At 64.2% G+C, this 16,467-nt stretch carries 18 protein-coding genes; 8 read left to right on the top strand and 10 right to left on the bottom strand.

All coding sequences use genetic code 11. The annotated features are described in order from the left end of the window. Positions 1-20: 20 nt before the first annotated feature. The 3 genes from LB569_RS15485 (at position 21) to fghA (ending at position 2,809) form a co-directional block, all read left to right on the top strand. Positions 21-1,040 (top strand): NADP-dependent oxidoreductase, encoded by a 1,020-nt coding sequence (locus LB569_RS15485; protein WP_224693067.1) that lies wholly within the window; start codon positions 21-23, stop codon positions 1,038-1,040. 199 nt (positions 1,041-1,239) lie between these two features. Next, the gene (gene msuE, locus LB569_RS15480) at positions 1,240-1,800 is read left to right on the top strand and encodes an FMN reductase (RefSeq protein WP_224693066.1); all 561 of its coding nucleotides are present in this window, start codon (positions 1,240-1,242) and stop codon (positions 1,798-1,800) included. 163 nt (positions 1,801-1,963) lie between these two features. Continuing rightward, positions 1,964-2,809 (top strand): S-formylglutathione hydrolase, encoded by an 846-nt coding sequence (gene fghA, locus LB569_RS15475; RefSeq protein ID WP_224693136.1) that lies wholly within the window; start codon positions 1,964-1,966, stop codon positions 2,807-2,809. On the opposite strand, the gene LB569_RS15470 is transcribed toward fghA, so the two are convergent. The 6 genes from LB569_RS15470 to LB569_RS15445 form a co-directional block, all read right to left on the bottom strand. Beyond that, positions 2,806-3,738, bottom strand: a complete 933-nt coding sequence (locus LB569_RS15470; RefSeq protein ID WP_224693065.1) for a nucleoside hydrolase — start codon at positions 3,736-3,738, stop codon at positions 2,806-2,808. The two genes, fghA and LB569_RS15470, sit on opposite strands and share 4 nt — an antisense overlap. An 11-nt stretch (positions 3,739-3,749) precedes the next feature. Further along, on the bottom strand, positions 3,750-4,763 hold the full coding sequence (locus LB569_RS15465; protein WP_140705205.1) for a nucleoside hydrolase: 1,014 nt from the start codon (positions 4,761-4,763) through the stop codon (positions 3,750-3,752). A gap of 10 nt (positions 4,764-4,773) precedes the next feature. Then, a complete protein-coding gene (locus LB569_RS15460; protein WP_140705207.1) occupies positions 4,774-5,760 on the bottom strand; it encodes an ABC transporter permease in 987 nt (328 codons plus the stop codon). Continuing rightward, positions 5,748-6,788, bottom strand: a complete 1,041-nt coding sequence (locus LB569_RS15455; RefSeq protein ID WP_140705209.1) for an ABC transporter permease — start codon at positions 6,786-6,788, stop codon at positions 5,748-5,750. Before LB569_RS15455 ends, LB569_RS15460 begins: the two co-directional genes overlap by 13 nt. Continuing rightward, positions 6,785-8,353 carry an ABC transporter ATP-binding protein gene (locus tag LB569_RS15450; protein WP_224538710.1) on the bottom strand — a complete coding sequence of 523 codons (1,569 nt, stop codon included), beginning with the start codon at positions 8,351-8,353 and terminating at the stop codon, positions 6,785-6,787. Before LB569_RS15450 ends, LB569_RS15455 begins: the two co-directional genes overlap by 4 nt. A gap of 103 nt (positions 8,354-8,456) precedes the next feature. Then, entirely contained in the window at positions 8,457-9,461 is a 1,005-nt protein-coding gene (locus LB569_RS15445) for a BMP family protein (protein ID WP_140705213.1), read from the bottom strand. A gap of 254 nt (positions 9,462-9,715) precedes the next feature. Between LB569_RS15445 and LB569_RS15440 the strand changes: the two genes are divergently transcribed. After that, the gene (locus tag LB569_RS15440; RefSeq protein WP_140705215.1) at positions 9,716-10,300 is read left to right on the top strand and encodes an amino acid synthesis family protein; all 585 of its coding nucleotides are present in this window, start codon (positions 9,716-9,718) and stop codon (positions 10,298-10,300) included. Continuing rightward, a complete protein-coding gene (locus LB569_RS15435) occupies positions 10,297-10,881 on the top strand; it encodes an amino acid synthesis family protein (RefSeq protein ID WP_224693064.1) in 585 nt (194 codons plus the stop codon). Before LB569_RS15440 ends, LB569_RS15435 begins: the two co-directional genes overlap by 4 nt. A gap of 57 nt (positions 10,882-10,938) precedes the next feature. On the opposite strand, the gene LB569_RS15430 is transcribed toward LB569_RS15435, so the two are convergent. From LB569_RS15430 to LB569_RS15420, 3 genes are read right to left on the bottom strand one after another with little or no spacing between them, the layout of a single operon-like run. Continuing rightward, entirely contained in the window at positions 10,939-12,132 is a 1,194-nt protein-coding gene (locus tag LB569_RS15430; protein ID WP_224693063.1) for an amidohydrolase family protein, read from the bottom strand. A 41-nt stretch (positions 12,133-12,173) separates the two neighbouring features. Beyond that, on the bottom strand, positions 12,174-12,722 hold the full coding sequence (locus tag LB569_RS15425) for a MarR family winged helix-turn-helix transcriptional regulator (RefSeq protein WP_140705221.1): 549 nt from the start codon (positions 12,720-12,722) through the stop codon (positions 12,174-12,176). Positions 12,723-12,766: 44 nt separating this feature from the next. Then, positions 12,767-13,411, bottom strand: coding sequence for a cysteine hydrolase family protein (locus LB569_RS15420; RefSeq protein ID WP_224538573.1), 645 nt, complete (start codon positions 13,409-13,411; stop codon positions 12,767-12,769). Between LB569_RS15420 and LB569_RS15415 the strand changes: the two genes are divergently transcribed. From LB569_RS15415 to LB569_RS15405, 3 genes are read left to right on the top strand one after another with little or no spacing between them, the layout of a single operon-like run. After that, entirely contained in the window at positions 13,410-13,607 is a 198-nt protein-coding gene (locus tag LB569_RS15415) for a hypothetical protein (RefSeq protein WP_224693062.1), read from the top strand. The genes LB569_RS15420 and LB569_RS15415 overlap by 2 nt on opposite strands. A 38-nt stretch (positions 13,608-13,645) precedes the next feature. Further along, positions 13,646-14,500, top strand: a complete 855-nt coding sequence (locus tag LB569_RS15410) for an NAD-dependent epimerase/dehydratase family protein (RefSeq protein ID WP_224693061.1) — start codon at positions 13,646-13,648, stop codon at positions 14,498-14,500. Further along, positions 14,497-15,303 carry an SDR family NAD(P)-dependent oxidoreductase gene (locus tag LB569_RS15405; protein WP_224693060.1) on the top strand — a complete coding sequence of 269 codons (807 nt, stop codon included), beginning with the start codon at positions 14,497-14,499 and terminating at the stop codon, positions 15,301-15,303. The genes LB569_RS15410 and LB569_RS15405 overlap by 4 nt, the downstream gene beginning before the upstream one ends. Before the next feature lie 93 nt (positions 15,304-15,396). Here the strand turns inward: LB569_RS15405 and LB569_RS15400 are convergent, their stop codons facing one another. Then, positions 15,397-16,467, bottom strand: a complete 1,071-nt coding sequence (locus LB569_RS15400) for a Gfo/Idh/MocA family oxidoreductase (protein WP_224693059.1) — start codon at positions 16,465-16,467, stop codon at positions 15,397-15,399.

Raw genomic sequence — 16,467 nt, 5'->3', positions numbered from 1 at the left:
CATTCGAGGGGAGCTATGCAATGACGACGCTGACGAACACCCGCATCGTGCTTGCGGCGCGGCCGCAAGGCCGGCCGAAACCGAGCGATTTCCGCGTCGAATCCGGTGCCATCGGCGAGCCGGGGGAGGGCGAACTGCTGTTGCAGATTCTCTATCTGTCGCTTGATCCCTATATGCGCGGCCGCATGAACGCCGCCAGGTCCTACGCCAAGCCGGTCGAGATCGACGGCGTGATGGAGGGCGGCACGGTGGCGCGTGTCGTCAAATCCCGCCATGCCGGCTTCGCGGAAGGCGATATCGTGCTGTCCCACTCGGGGTGGCAGAGCTTTGCCGTGTCCGACGGTGTCGGGCTGCGCAAGCTCGATCCTGCGGCGGCGCCCGTCACCACCGCGCTCGGAGTGCTCGGCATGCCGGGCTTCACCGCCTATGCCGGCCTGCTCACCATAGGACGGCCAAAGGCCGGCGAGACAGTGGTGGTGGCGGCCGCCAGCGGCCCGGTCGGATCAGCTGTCGGGCAGATTGCGCGCATCAAGGGGGCTCGTGCGGTCGGCATTGCCGGCGGCGCCGAAAAATGTGCTTTCGTGCGCCAGGAACTCGGCTTCGACGCGGTCGTCGATCACCGCGCCCATAATTTTGCCGAGCAGCTGAAGGCTGCCTGTCCCGAAGGCATCGACGTTTACTTCGAGAATGTCGGAGGTACTGTATGGGACGCGGTGTTTCCGCTGCTCAACGAGTTCGCGCGCGTGCCGGTCTGCGGGTTGATCGCGCAGTACAACATCCCTGTGGATGCCGGCGCCGACCGGCTGCCGGTGCTGATGCAGCAGGTGCTGCATCGCAGCCTGACGATAAGGGGCTTCATCCAGCGCGAGTTTGTCGATCAGCGCCCAGCCTTCTATCGCGAGATGGCCGAATGGATAGCGTCCGGACGTGTGCGGTACCGGGAGGATATCGTGGACGGCATAGCGAATGCGCCGCAGGCTTTTCTGGGGCTTCTCGAAGGAAAGAATTTCGGCAAGCTCATCGTGCGGGTCGCGGAATAGTCATCTCCCGGGATCGGGCCATTCACGGAGGTGGCTGCCGGAACCGCAAATCGCCTTCTTTAAGGGCGGCCCCTCCGGAAGAAAAATCTTCTCCGAATTCGTCCAATGGCGACCATCAATTCCTTTCGTTCAGCAGCAATGTCTATAAAAACTATGGACATTCTGCCAACCGGTTCGAACACGGAACAAGGCATCCATCATGAACAATCCGGCCATTGTCGGCTTCTCCGGCAATTTCACGCGGCCCTCAAAGACCCGCGGCTTCGTGGACCATATCGTGACCGAGATCGCCGGGCGATACGGCCTCTCCGCCAGCACCCATGACGTCGTCGATCTCGGTCCCAGCCTTGGCAATGCCAAAGGGACACGTGACCTGGACGAACAGGCTCGCGCCGTTCTCGAGCGGATCCTGGCCGCCGATGTGCTGGTGGTCGGCTCGCCCACCTACAAGGGCAGCTATACCGGTCTGTTCAAGCATTTCTTCGATCTCGTCGACCCGGCGGCCCTCAAGGGCAAGCCGGTGCTATTGGCGGCGACCGGCGGCGGCGACCGCCATGCGCTGATCGTCGAGCATCAGCTGCGGCCGCTGTTCGGCTTCTTCGAAGCCTTTACGCTGCCGACGGCAGTCTACGCCTCGGAGAAGGATTTCGTCGACGGCGTGCTGGCATCCGAGGCGATCCGGGCCCGCGTTGGCCTCGCGGTGGACGATGTCGGCGTGGCGCTCTTCGGACGGCAACGCGCCAGGATCGCCGCCGAATAGCGCGCTGCGGGAAATATCCACCTCGCCCTTGAGGCGCCGGCGATCGATCGCACCGGCCCGAGACGCGATCTCCAATCCGCCAAGGTTGCCGTGGTCACGGCCGATGCCGTAGACAAGCTACGGTTGAGTCCTGTTGGCGGAGAAGAAACACGTGTCGGATCGGATGAAAGTCATCTCCGCTGCCAGATCGCATGGTGGTGTGCAGGGCGTCTATTCCCATGCTTCGGATGCCTGCGCCTGCGACATGACTTTTGCCGTGTTCGTGCCGCCGCAGGCCCGTGAAAAGCCTTGCCCCGTCGTCTGGTATCTCTCCGGCCTCACCTGCACCCACGCCAATGTCATGGACAAGGGCGAGTACAGAAGGATGGCCGCGGAGCTTGGCCTGATCGTCGTCTGTCCCGATACCAGCCCGCGTGGCGCCGACGTCCCCGACGAGAAGGACAATTGGCGGTTCGGCTGCGGCGCCGGTTTCTATCTCGATGCGACGCAAGAACCCTTCGCCAGGAATTATCGCATGTATTCCTATGTTACCGAGGAATTGCCGGCGCTGATCGCGGCGGAATTTCCGGCCGACATGACGCGCCAGGCGATCTTTGGCCACTCGATGGGCGGGCATGGCGCGTTGACGATAGCGCTGAGGAAACCCGAACGCTTCAAGAGCTGCTCGGCCTTCGCGCCGATCGTGCAGCCGAGCACCGCCGGCTGGTCGAAGCCGGCCTTCGAGAAATATCTCGGCGCGGACAAGGAATCATGGCGACGCTACGATGCCACCTTGCTCATCGAGGATGGTCACCGCTTCCCGGAATTCTTCGTCGATCAAGGAACATCGGATGGATTCCTCGATGACGGGCTGAGGCCCTGGCTGCTGGAGGCGGCCTGCGCCAAGGCCGGCATTGCGCTGACGCTGCGCATGCAGGACGGCTACGATCACTCCTATTTCTTCATTTCGACATTCATGGACGACCATCTGAAATGGCACGCCCAAAGATTGTTGGATGCTGAGGTCTAATCCCGCAGCAGGTCGAACATCAGCTTGAAGAAGCGGTCCGCGTCGACCTCGTGGGCGATGCGCGCATTGTCCTTTTCACCGCGCTCGCCCCAGAAATCGGCAACCGTCGCGCCGAAAGCATAGGTGCCCGACAGATCGACGCCGATATGGGCCGGACGCGTGCGCACCAGCGTCGGGTCGATGGCGAGCGCCAGCGCCAGCGGGTCGTGCATGGCGCCGCCGACACCCATCGAGTTGCGGTGCAGCTTCTCGTAAAACAGCAGCCAGTCGTTGACGAGCTTGCCGAGCGGCGTGTCGATCGTGGCGAGTTCGGCATATTGCGGCGCCTCGATCAGCACCTGCATGGTGACGTCGAGGCCGACCATCAGGATCGGCACGCCGCTGTCCAGCACGATCTTCAGCGCCTCCGGGTCGCAGAAGGCATTGAATTCCGTCGGCGTGATGATCTCGCTCTTGCGGTAGAAGACACCGCCCATCCAGATCAGTTCCTTGATCTTGGGCAGCACATCGCGATGCTTGAGGATCATCAGGCCGATATTGGTCAGCGGTCCGGTGGCGACGACCAGGATCGGTTCCGGCGCGGCACGGAGCTTGTCGGCCAGGAAGTCGACAGCGTGCCGGTCGACCGGCTTGATCGTAGCCTGCGGCAGATAGGGCGAGCCCTCGAGGCCGCTCGGGCCATCGGCGGTGCCGAGCACCAGCGGCCGCGCCAGCGGACGGTGACACCCTTGAGCGACAGGCACGTCGCCGGCGCCGATATATTCGAGGATGCGCAAGGCGTTCGCGGTCGTCTTCTCGACCTCGGCATTGCCGCATGTCGTGGTGACGCCAAGCAATTCGATGGCCGGAGAGCGGTGCGCCATGACCAGCGCAATGGCGTCGTCGTGGCCGGGGTCGCAGTCGAACAGGATGGGAGTTGCAATGGTCATTTTGTCGGTCCTCACGCCGCTTGTTCGTAGCGCGCGATGGTTTGCTTGAAGATGTCCAGGAAGCGGCGGCCGTCGAGATCGGTGCAGATGCGGGTGGTCTTCGGACCGCCGCCGGGCAGCAACTGCCGGCCGCGATGGGCAACCGTCTGTCCGCGAGCGAGGCGCCCGTCCAGCACGACGTCGACGAAGAGCGGTTCGGTCATCGTGGCAAGGGCAGGGTCGAAAGCCAGCGCCACGGTGATGACGTCATCCATCGGGAAGCCGACGAGATCGAAGAATTCGCGCCAGATGTCGATGTAGATCGGAAAGCTGTCGGCGATCATCTCCAGCACGGAATTCTTCCGCGCCACGGCTTGCATGTCGGCGATGTCGTCGCGCGTCAGCATCGAGGCGGCGACGCGGTTGTCCTCGCAGATGTCGAGCGGCACCAGGATCTTGTCGACGTCGGCGTTGAGCACGATGCGCGAGGCTTCCGGATCGGCCCAGATGTTGTACTCCGACAGCGGCGTGATGTTGCCCGGCGTCTGGAAGTTGCCGCCAAGCACCAGGAGCCGCTTCAGCGCGCCCGTCAGGCGCGGCTCCTGCAGCAGCGCCATCGCCGCATTGGTCAGCGGCCCCGTCGTCACCAACGTGATTTCGCCGGGGTTTGCCATCACCGTCTCGATGATGAAATCAACCGCGTGCCCCGGTGTCGCCTGGCGTGACGGGGTCGGCGCCGGCGGATTGAATTTCTTCAGCCGGTCGCCGAAGCGGGCAACGAGCCGCTTCTCGAAATGGACCGGCGCTTCCATGTCGGCCTTCGAATTGCCGACGATCGGCCGCCAGGCGCCGGCATGAACCGGAATGTCGTCGCGCCCGGCCAGCGTCAGCGTGTTGAGCACGACATTGGTGACCTGCTCGATCGGGCCTGCGGCACCTGTAACCGTGGTCACGCCTTCGAGCCGGACATTGGGATTCGCCGCGGCAAACAGCACGGCCAGAATGTCGTCGCCGGCAGAATCCACGTCGAGGATTATGCTTTCCATGAGAGTTCCTTCATTGCGGATTTTTGTCGACCGGGGCGCTGTTCCTGTCCACCGACAAGAGTTTCTGCATCGACGCCAGCGTCTCCTTGATGATTTTTGGCCGCGCCCGGTAGGACAGCGCGAACAGTGCCGTCAGCGCCACCACATAGGGCACGGTCAGCACCAGGTAGGACGGAAACCCGAAGGTCTGCAGGCGCAGCGAGAAGGCATCGGCGAAGCCGAACAGCAGGCAGCCGGCCAGCACCTTCAGCGGGTCGCCATTGGAGAAGATCAGGATCGCCACCGCCATGAAGCCGCGACCCGAGGACATGTTCTCGGTGAACATGGTGATGTAGCCGAGCGACAGATGCGCGCCCGCCAGTCCCGCCAGCAAACCGCACAGCAGCGAGGCGATGTAGCGGACGCGGGTGATCGAGATGCCGAGCGCTTCGGCGGCTTCGGGCTTTTCGCCGACGACGCGGATGTAGAGCCCGAGCCGGGTGCGGTTGTAGAACAGCACCAGCAGCGGCACGGCGATGAAGGCGACATAGACGATTGGCGTGAACCCCGAGATCAGTGGTGCCCATGAGCCGAGCAGTGCCTGCGCGCCGGGTATCTGCACCTTGGGCAGGCCAACGATGCCGTGACCGACGATCGATCCGCGCGTGCCGAAAATCGCTTTCATCAGCGAGATCGTCATGCCGCCGGCAAGGATGTTGAGCGCCAGCCCGACGACCACTTCATTGGCCCGGAACGTCACCACCAAAACGGCAAAGGCGAGCGCGAAGGCAAGGGCCGCGGCAACGCCACAGGCAACCCCCGCGAAGGCCGAACCCGTCCAGATCGAGCCGATGACGGCGAAGAAGGCGCCGACCAGCATCTGGCCCTCGAGGCCGATGTTGAAGATGCCGGCCTTGGTGGTGAACGATCCGCCGAGCGCCACCAGGAGAATGGGCGCGGTGGTGCGCAGCGTCGCCGCGATGAGCGCGACGTTGATGAGCTTGTCTAGAATTTCCATCGCCGCTCCCCCGCCTGGCTGTCGCCGCGGCGCCTGATCAGAACCTGCGCCGATACGCTGAGAATGATCAGCGCCTGGATCACGGTGATGATTTCGCGTGAGGCGCTGGTGTCGACCTCGAGCAGCAGCGACCCGCTGCGCAGCGCGCCAAAGAACAGCGCCGTCACGATGGTGGCAACCGGCGAGCCGTTGGCGAGCAGGGCCGCGATCAGCCCGTCGAAGCCGAAGCCGGGCGCGAAGCCTTCCATGAACCGGTGATGCACGCCGAGCGTCTCGACACCGCCGGCCAGCCCGCCGACGGCGCCCGAAAGCAGCAGCACGATGAAGCCCTGCCGTTTCACGTTGACGCCGCCATATTCGGCGAATTTCGGCGCCGACCCAACCATGGTGACGCCGTAACCCCAACTGGTGTAGCGGAAGACCAGCGCGACGCCGACCGCCAGCAGCAGACCGATCGCCAGCCCCCAGTTCAGCCGCGAGAATGAAAAGATCTCCGGTAGATAGGCTGTGGCCAGGATCGGTGGCGTCTCCGACCAACCGCCGGGCCGCTTGAACAGGAAGATGGTGAAGTAGGAAGTGAGCAGCACGGCGATGTAGTTCGACAGGATCGTCGAGACCACTTCGTTGGTGTTGTAGCGGGCACGGAAATAGGCGGGGATGGCAACCCAGGCAGCGCCCGCGACGATCGCGAGCGCCAGTGCTGCCAGCGTGTGGATGCCCGCGGGCAGGGAAAAGCTGAAGCCGACCCAGGCGGCGGCAAATCCGCCAAGGAAAAGCTGGCCTTCGATGCCGACATTGAACATGCCGCCACGCAGGCCGATGCAGGCGGCGACGCCGCAGATCAGGATCGGTGTCGTCTGCAGCAAGGTGCCGGCAATCTTTTCCTGGTCGCCGAAAGCGCCGCGCAGCAGCGTCATCAGGACACGGACCGGGCTTTCGCCGACCATGAGGATGATGATCGCCCCCAGCAGCAACGCAACGCCTACGGCGATGACCTGACCGGAAACGGCGCGCAAACGGTCACTCATTGTGCGGGCTCCAGCTCAGGCGATACGCCCGCCATCATCATGCCGATCCGGTCCTCGTCGGCATCGTCGCCGGCGACTTCGCCCATGATCCGCCCGTTGAACATCACCAGGATGCGGTCGGCAAGTGCGGCCAGTTCGTCAAGCTGCACGGAAATCAGCAGGATCGCACGGCCGGCCGCGCGCTGGCGCATGATCTCGTCATGGATGGCCTCCTGGGCGCCGATATCGACGCCGCGCGTCGGCTGGTCGATCAGCAGGAAGTCGGCGCCGTTGGTGAACTCGCGCGCCAGCACGACCTTCTGGATATTGCCGCCCGACAGCCGCTTGACGGCATCGCCGGACCCTTGGGCACGGATGTCGAAGCTCTTGATCAGCGCTCCGGCGTTGCCGGCGATCGCCTTCCAGTCGAGCACGCCGCCGCGGCTCCACGGACCGCGATGCTGGCGGCCCATCAGCGTGTTTGCCGCGATCGATGCGTTGCGATCGACTCCGCGCACCATCCGGTCGCCCGGCACATGGGCAAGACCCGTCTCGCGTATCGCGGCCGGCGAAAGCGTGGTGAGATCCTGGCCCTTGAGCCATGCCTCGCCGTGGCTTGCCGGCCGCAGGCCCGAAAGCACCTCCGCCAGCTCCGTCTGCCCATTGCCGGCCACGCCCGCGATCCCCACCACTTCGCCGGCACGAACCGTGAAACTGGCGCCGCGAACAGCCGGCAGCCGGCGGTCGTCGCGCGCCCAAAGATCCTTGACCTCGAGGACGGCGTCGCCGTGTAACTGGGCGCGCGGCCGGCGGTCGAAACTGACCTCGCGGCCGACCATCATGCGCACCAGTTCGTCCTTGCTGAGCTCTGACGTCGGACGGGTCGCCACCTTTCTGCCGTTGCGCAGCACCGTCACCGTGTCGGACACCTCCATCACCTCTTCCAGATGGTGCGAGATGAAGATCACCGTCATGCCCTCGGCCACGAAGCTGCGCAGCGTCTGGAACAGTTCGCGGCTTTCCTGCGGCGTCAGCACGGCGGTCGGCTCGTCGAGGATGATGATGCGGGCGCCGCGAACCAGAACCTTGAGGATTTCGATGCGCTGCTCGATTCCGACCGAGAGCAGTCCGACGCGCTCCGTGGGGTCGACATGCAGCCCGAAACGCTTCGAGAGCTCATGCGTGCGCGCGATCTGCGCCGCATGATCGATCAGCCCGTGACGGCGGATTTCCATGCCGAGAAAGACATTGTCGGCGACCGAAAGCGAAGGCACCAGCTTGAAATGCTGATGCACCATGCCAAGCCCGGCCTTGATGGCGGCGGCAGGGTCGGCGACCACGGTCGTCTCGCCATTCAACCGGATCGAGCCTTCGTCCGGCTGGAGCAGGCCGAAAAGGATGTTCATCAGCGTCGTCTTGCCGGCACCGTTCTCGCCGATGATGGCGTGAATTTCGCCCCGGCGCACGGCCAGGTCGATGCCGTCATTGGCGATGAAGGCGCCAAAACGCTTGGTGATGGCAGCCAGCTCGACGGCCATCGCGGCAGTGTTTTGGGGGGGCGGTGACCCCGGCGCGTTCGACACGATGCTCTCCCAGATTGGGGGCTCTGATAAACTGGACGCTGATCCGTCGCGGCAAGCCGCGGCGGATCAGCGTAGCGCTTTCTTGGGAGGGATGCGCTGTTGCTGCCTACTTCGCCTTCGCGATCGCGATCTTGCCGTCGACGATGCCCTTCTTGATCTCGTCCAGCTTGGCGGTCACGTCGGCTGGGATCTTGGCGGCGATATCGTCGCAGACCTTGAACTCGACGCCGCCCGAAGCGAGGTCGAACGTGCGGGTGCCGGCAGTCACCTTGTGGCCTCCGACTTCGTCCTTGATCAGCGTGTAGACGGCGATGTCGCCGCGCTTCAGCATGCTGCCGAGCACATTCCCGGGAGCCGTGCCGCACATGTCGATGTCGACGCCGATCGAATATTTGTCGGCGGCGGCACTTGCCTGCATCACGCCTTCACCCGTTGGGCCGGCGACGTTGTAGACGATGTCGGAGCCCTGGCCGTAAAGCGCTTGGGCAAGCTCGCTGCCCTTGGCCGGGTCGTCGAAGGTTCCGGCGAACACGGAGTTTACCTTCACATCTGGCGCCGCATGCTTGGCGCCCTGTTCGTAGCCGCCAAGGAAGTTGCGGATCACCGGGATGTCGCGGCCGCCGACGAAACCTATCGCCTTGCCGTCGCCGATCTTGGGAAATTCGCTGCCCTTGGCCTCGATCATGCCGGCCAGCGCGCCGGCGATGAAGGAGCCCTGCTCCTCGGCGAAGTTGGCGTAGATCATGTTGGGATTGTCGAGCACGCCGTCGATGAACACGAAGCGCTGGTCGGGATATTCCTTGCTGACCTTCTGCAGCGAATCCACCAGCTCCCAGCCCATCACGAAGATGAGGTCGTACTGCTTGCCCTTGGCAAGGTTTTCGAACTGCTCCTGATAGTCCAGTGCGCGATTGCCGGTGTCGACCAGCTTGAGGTCGATGCCGAAATCGGTCTTGGCCTTGTTGAGACCGTTGACGATCGAAACGCCAAAGCCCTGCGCGAAGTATCCCGAGATGGCGGCCACGGAAACCTTGGCCTGTGCGGCGGCCGATCCCAACGAAATGGCCAGCATCGTGCCGGCCAGAAATAAACTCTTGAGCGCCCTTGTCATATCATTCCCCTTCAGCTTTTTTCAGCTTTTGAAGCCACGCCTTGACCATCCCCACATATTACCGGAATACCGGCGAGTTCGTTGATGGTCATATGAGTTTATGAGCGGTCATACAGGCTGTCAATCGCCCTCCGGTGCAGTTTTCTTGCGGCTTTCCCTGCATCGTCGGTGTCGGCGCTTGACAAACACCGGTGATGCATAATTGTTGATACTCTAACGAGTTTTCATGAGTGACGGGACGAAGGATACGCGCGATGCCGGCTGTTGTGGTCAGGAAATTTCTGGTTCAGGTCGAAGAAATCTTCCATGAGGGCGGCCCGCTTTCGGCGCGCCCGCCCAAGCGCGGCGCGATCGTGGCCGTCATCGCCAACCCCTTCGCCGGGCGCTACGTGGAGGAGATCACCGGATTCATGGAGGATCTGAAGCCGCTCGGCCTCGAAATGGCGCGGCGCCTGATCGATGCCATGGGCGAGGGGACCGCGGCCATCGAAGGCTATGGCAAAGGTGCCGTCGTCGGCGCCGCCGGCGAACTCGAACACGGTGCGCTCTGGCACAATCCGGGCGGCTACGCGATGCGCGAACTTCTCGGCAACGCTAGGGCTATCGTGCCCTCGACCAAGAAGGTCGGTGGCCCCGGAACCCGCATCGACATTCCGATCACGCACATAAACGCCTCCTATGTGCGCAGCCATTTCGACGCCATCGAGATCGGCGTCGGCGACGCGCCGCGCAGCGACGAGATGGCGGTCATCCTGGCGATGACCACCGGTGCGCGTGTCCACGCACGCGTCGGCGGCCTGGCGGCGGCCGACATCAAGGGCGAGGATGGATTGCGATGAGCCCGGAAATCCGCCGCATCATCACCATCGTCGAGGAAACCCTGATCGAAGGCGGCCGCCCCGTCGATCCGCCAACGCGGCGCGCCGCGGCGATAGCGGTGATCCGTAACCCTTATGCCGGCACTTTTGTCGAGGATCTGTCGGCCCTTAGTGCCGTTGGCGAGGCGTTGGGCGACATCTTGCCCAGACGTGCCGTCGCCGCTCTCGGCATCGCCGGCGGTGAGGTGGAGAGCTTCGGCAAGGCCGCCGCCGGCGGCGCCGACGGCGAACTTGAACATGCCGCCGCCATCCTCCATCCACAGCTCGGCGCTCCGTTCCGGGATGTGCTCGGCAAGGGTGCCGCGCTCATTCCCTCGTCCAAGAAGCGCGGTGGGCTCGGCGTGCCGCTCGACATTCCGCTCGGCCACAAGGACGCGGCGAGGGTGCGCAGCCATTTCGACGGCATGGAGGTTCGCGTTCCCGATGCACCGCGCGCCGACGAGATCGTCGTCGCCATCGCCGTCACCGATTCAGGCAGGCCCCACCCGCGTGTCGGCGGACTGACCACGGACAAGATCGTCGGCAAGGACGGCGTGAGCTAATCCAGCGCAATTGCGGAGAACCTCGCGGAGGTTCTCCATCTCGATGCCCAAATGTCGTCAGGCAGCCCTGACTTCCGGCACCCGAATCGCCGGCGGGGTGTTGCGGCTGCGACCGGTCCGCACCTCGCCGTCGATGACCACCATGCCGATGCCAGGCAAATTCCCGAGCGCCACGCTGTCGAGCAGCCCGTCGCCGGCGCCGCCGATCGCCTGATCGATGAAGATCAGATCGGCGGCACGGCCGACCTCGATGATGCCGCGGTCAGCCAGTCCGCGCACGCGCGCCGTGTTGCCGCTGGCAAGACAGAACGCCACTTCCGGGGCGATACCGCCCAGCGAGGCCAGCATGGTCAGCGTCCTCAGGATGCCGAGCGGCTGCACGCCCGATCCGGCCGGGCTGTCGGTGCCTAGGATGACGCGCGAAAGTTCGCCGCGCTGCCTTGCCAGGTCGAGCACGAACAGGCCGGTGCGCAGATTGCCGTTGTGGACGATTTCCAGCGCGCGCGAGCCGTTCTCGCAGATCTGCCGGATCTCGGCTTCCGGCAGTGCCGTGGGTCCGCCATTGACGTGAGCCACGATGTCGGCGTCGACCTCCAGCACGACATCGGCGCCGATGCGGCCGGAGCCGGGCAGGGATGGGCCGCCCGTATGGGTCATCGAGGTCATGCCGTATTTGCGCGCCCAGCCGATCATCTGGCGGCCGGTCGGACCGTCCTTCACGCCGCCAAGCCCGACCTCGCCGACAAGCGTCACGCCGGCCTCGGCGAGGGTACGGAAATCCTCCTCGACCAGGCCCGGTTCCAGTATGGGGGCGCCAGCCAGGATCTTCATACCGTTAGGCCGGAAGTTGGAGAAGGTGCGCTGCGCCGCGATCGCCAGCGCCTTCAGCCCGACAAGGTCACGTGGGCGGCCCGGTGTGTGGACCTCTCCCGCTGAAATCATGGACGTGACGCCGCCATGCACGGTCGAATCCATCCAGCCGATCTGGTTCTGCCTGGGCGTCCAGTCGCCAGCGACCGGATGGACATGGTTGTCTATAAGCCCCGGCGCCACCGCGCAGCCCATCGCGTCGATGATCGTCGCCGCACTGCCGCTGTCGACCTCGCTGGCCTTGCCAATGGCGGAAATGCGTCCGTCGGCAACGACAATGGTGTCGGCATCGATAATTGGTTTTGAAAGGTCACCGCTCAGCATCAGGCCGATGTTGCGGACGACGAGCGTGTTGGCAGGCGACTTGGGGTCGGACGACATCGGGTCTCACTTCTGCTGCTATGGAAAAGTCCGGACGCGACCTATTTGCCGCTGTCGCCATTCGATGGATTGTCGTCGTTGATGCGCGTGAGCAGCCGGAGCAACGTCGCCTGCTCGGCGGGTGAAAGCGGTGACAGGAAGCGCCGCCCGACTTCAACGCTGCGTTCCAGCCGCTCGAGCGTGTATTCGGTTCCTTTCTCGGTCAGGGCGATCATCGACAGGCGCTGGTCGGTGTCGGAAGCGCTGCGCGTGATCAGCCCGTGCTTGAGCAGCTTGCGCATCACGATGCTGATGGTCGACGGGTCCATCGCCGTCAGCCGGCCGAGATGGTTCTGCGAGACCTCGCCATGTTTGAGGATGGTGGCGAGCGCCGCGAACTGGGTCGGTGAAAGGTCTTCGCCGGCCATCACCTGCTGGAAACGCAGCGTCGCGCGCTGATGCGCCTTGCGGATGACGTGCGCCGGGTGGAGGTCCAACGCGTATCCGGTGTCCGCGTATCGCTGCAGCACTTGCTCGCGGCTCAACGGCGCCGCCTTGTCGCGCTGCCGCTTCGGTGTCGCGTCTCTCTCGGATTTCTTTTCGGTCGTCAAACCGGACTCCTGTTGGCTGTCTTGGATGCTGCCGATACCGGGGCTCAAGCCGCGACTTCAGCCGGTTGCAGCGACGTCCCGTCGCGAAGCGCCGCGACGACGTCGGCCGAATCGCTGACCACGCCGAAATGCGTCGCTATGTCGTAGAGCGAACTTTCCTGCTCGCGCGGTCCTGTCGCCGCGCAGCAATCGCTCGGCACCACCACTTCATAACCCTGGAAAAACGCGTCGTGGACGGTCGAGCGCACGCAGATGTTGGTGACCACGCCGAAGATGACCAGCTGGTCGACCTGCATGTCCTTTAGCGTCAGGTCGAGATCAGTCTGAAAGAAAGCCGAGTAGCGCCGCTTGATGACGTGGATCTCGTCATCGCGGGCGCCGAGGTCCTCGATGATTTCCGGTCCCCAGCTTCCTTCCACGCAATGCGGCGTGCGCTTCACCCACTCGCGCTCGCGGCGCATGCCCGGCCGGTGCGCGTCGTGAACCCAGATCACCGGGACGCCGGCGGCGCGCGCGGCTTCGATGACGGCCAGTTGCGGTGCGACCAGCGTCTCATAGCCCGGCAGGACCATGGCCCCGCCGGGCTTGCAGAACTCATTGACCATGTCGATGACGATGATCGCCGCACGATGCCGATCGAGGCGCACCGTGTCGTCGTGCCTGTGTGAGGAAAAAACGTCCACGGCCATGGCGATCTCCTTTGGTCGATCGTTGATGCTCATACAAAAAACCTTGGCGGGTGCCAAGTCAATCCCGTTCGACGCAAAGCTGTGGTCGCCAGCCTTGCGCGCGCCGCTCGCACCAGCGTATGCGCTATTTGTCCGGCGCGACATGCCCTTGACAAGGAATGGCAATCATGTGCTCGATTTGTATGATCATCAATGATATCAAATCGCCTGTCTTGTCGGGTCGAGGGCCATGATATGAAGACAATCGTCACTGGGGCCAGCGGTCTGCTTGGCCGCCACGTGGCCGAGGCCCTGGTCGCGGCCGGCCACGATGTGCTGGGCATCGATGTGGTGGCGCCGGCCAGCGGCGCATGGCGGCACGTCATCGCCGACCTGACGGATCTGGGATCCACCCTGCAGCTGGTGCGCGATTGCGATGCCGTGGTGCATGTGGCGGCCATCCCGAGGCCCACCGGGCGAGCCGGCGGCGAGGTGTTCAAGACCAACATCACGACCGCCTACAATGTCGTCGAGGCCGCCGCCCTGGCCGGCGCCAGGCGCTTCGTCTATGCCTCGTCCTTCAGCGTCTTCGGCTATCCCTTCTTCGAGAAGGCGGTCATTCCACCCTATCTGCCGGTCGATATGAACCACCCGGTAGGCGCGCAGGACCCCTACGGCCTGTCGAAATGGCTGGGAGAGGAGATCGTCGACGCGGCGGTGTGCCGCGGCGCTTTTTCGGCGGTCAGCATCCGCATGCCATGGATCCAGACGCCGCAGTCCTTCTTCGCCGGCGTCGGTCCGCGCCGCGCCACCGCCGACAGCGCCCGCGACCTGTGGAGCTATCTCGACGCGCGCGATGCGGGCCAAGGCTTCCTGCGGGCACTCGAATGGCAAGGTGAAGGCCATCTGCGCGTGCTGCTCAGCGCCGCCGACACCTTCATGGAGGAGGAAACCGGGCCGCTCGTGCGCCGGGTCTATCCAGCTGTCCCCCTGTCGCGGCCGATCGCCGGTTTCGGTTCGGTGCTCGACACGGCCCATGCGCGCGAAACGATCGGCTTCGAGCCGGAGCATTCATGGCGGTCCTATCCAAAGCCGGAGATCCAGGGATGAAACGGTTCGACCAGAAGAAAGTCCTCGTCACCGGCGGCGCCGGCGCCATCGGCAGTGCGGCGGTCCGGCGTTTCCTCGACGAGGGCGCGCGGGTCGCCATCGTTGACCGCAACGGCGCGGCGGCACGGCAACTGGCAAGCTCGCTTGGCGAAAAAATCATCGCCATCGAAGCCGACGTCACAGACGAGAACAGCGTGCGCGGCGCTGTCGAAACGACCGTCGAGGCGTTGAGCGGGCTGGATGTGGTGTTCAACAATGCCGGTATTTCCGGTGTCGTCGCTCCCGTGCACGAGCTGCCGGTGGAGGATTGGGACACCATCATCCGCATCAATTTGCGCGGTATCTTCCTTGTCCTGCAGGCCTCGCTCCAGGCCATGATCAAGGCTGGAACCAGCGGCTCGATCGTCAATATGGGGTCGTCCATGGCCGGATGGGACGTCCTGTCAGGCGGCGCCGGCTATGTCGCCTCCAAACATGGCGTGGTCGGGCTGACGCGGGTCGCCGCACTCGATGCCGCGCCCTACGGCATCCGCGTCAACGCTATCTGTCCTGGTGTCATCGAGACGACGCTCGGCGTGCCGGCTTCCGGCGACGGCGATTTCAAGAGCGGCGTCCAGCATTTCGCCGACCGGATTCCCTTACGCCGGATCGGCCAGCCGGAGGATGTCGCGGCCGCGGTCGCCTTCCTCGCCTCCGACGAGGCAAGGCACGTCACCGGCGTCGACTGGCTGATCGACGGCGGCCAGACCTTGCAGAGCTGGGCCAATGCCCCGGCCGGCAACGTGTTTCCGAAGTATCGCTAGAGCAATTCCAGGAAGAGTGTATAACGGTTTTCCGTCCGGAATTGCGTAAAAACAAAGGGTTAGAGCGGTTCAGCGATTCCACGCTGAGCCGCTCTAAAGCCGCTTTGGCGGCATCGCCTGGATGATCTGGACGGCAAGGTCGAGATCGGCGAGACCGCCTGAAAGCGGCGTGCGTGGCTTTGCTCCGGCCAGGATGCAATCGGCGAAGTGTTGCCATTCCCGACGAAACGAGGTGTCGGGGAGACCTAGTATGACGCGCTCGGACGCCGTTTCGCCTGTTGCCTCACGCAGGCGCACCGTTGCCGAGGCATTGCGGTAATAGGGGTTCTGGAATTCGATCCGCACTTCGTCACGCTCGCCATGCACATGGATCCACTCGTCCCACCACTCATACTGGGCGAGCGCCATGTCGAAGAGGCAAGGGACGCCGCCATAGTCGAGCACGGCCAGCAACTGGTTCGGACCGGTCTGCTGGGCATGGACCACGCGATCGGGCGTGCCGAAGGCACCGCGCATGACCGCAAGGTCGTGGCTGCCGAGGCCAAGCAGCAGCAGATAGAGATCGCGATAGCCGGCATGATCGGCACCGAGTGCGGCCTCGACGCGCCGCGCGACCGCATCGCGCCCCGCCGCAAGCACGTCGGTTGGTACGTCGGTGACCCGGATCTGCGTGTAGAGCTTGCCATAGCGGTCGAAACGGCCGGCGAAATCATGGACATGGATCGACTTCGGCCGCCCGATGGCGGCAATGTGCTCCAGGCCGGCCTCATAGCCGGGATCGTAAAATTTCATGTAGCCGACAAGGGCAACGAGGCCGCTGCGCTCCGCCTGCTCGACCAGCGGGCGTGCCTCTTCGGGCGTAAACGCGAGTGGCTTCTCGACGATCAGGTGCTTGCCGGCACGGATAGCGTCGGCGACCATTTCGCCATGGTCGTAGGTGCAGGTCACCACAGCATCGACATTGGGATCGGCGAGCAGGGCGCGATGGTCCGTATAGCGCGCGGCGATGCCATAGTGGTCGGCGACCTTGGCGACCGTGCCCGGCGAGATGTCGCACAGAGCGGCGATGCGAAACGCCGGCAATTCCATGAGATACGGCAAATGCATCAGCTGGGCGATCTCGCCGCAACCGATGACGCCAACGCCGATAACGCGATCCTGCAT

The organism is Mesorhizobium sp. BH1-1-4 (genome assembly GCF_020165665.1).
Classification (GTDB): Bacteria; Pseudomonadota; Alphaproteobacteria; order Rhizobiales; family Rhizobiaceae; genus Mesorhizobium.
The sequence above is the reverse complement of the archived record's forward strand: the minus strand, read 5'-3'. Positions and strand labels throughout refer to the sequence as shown.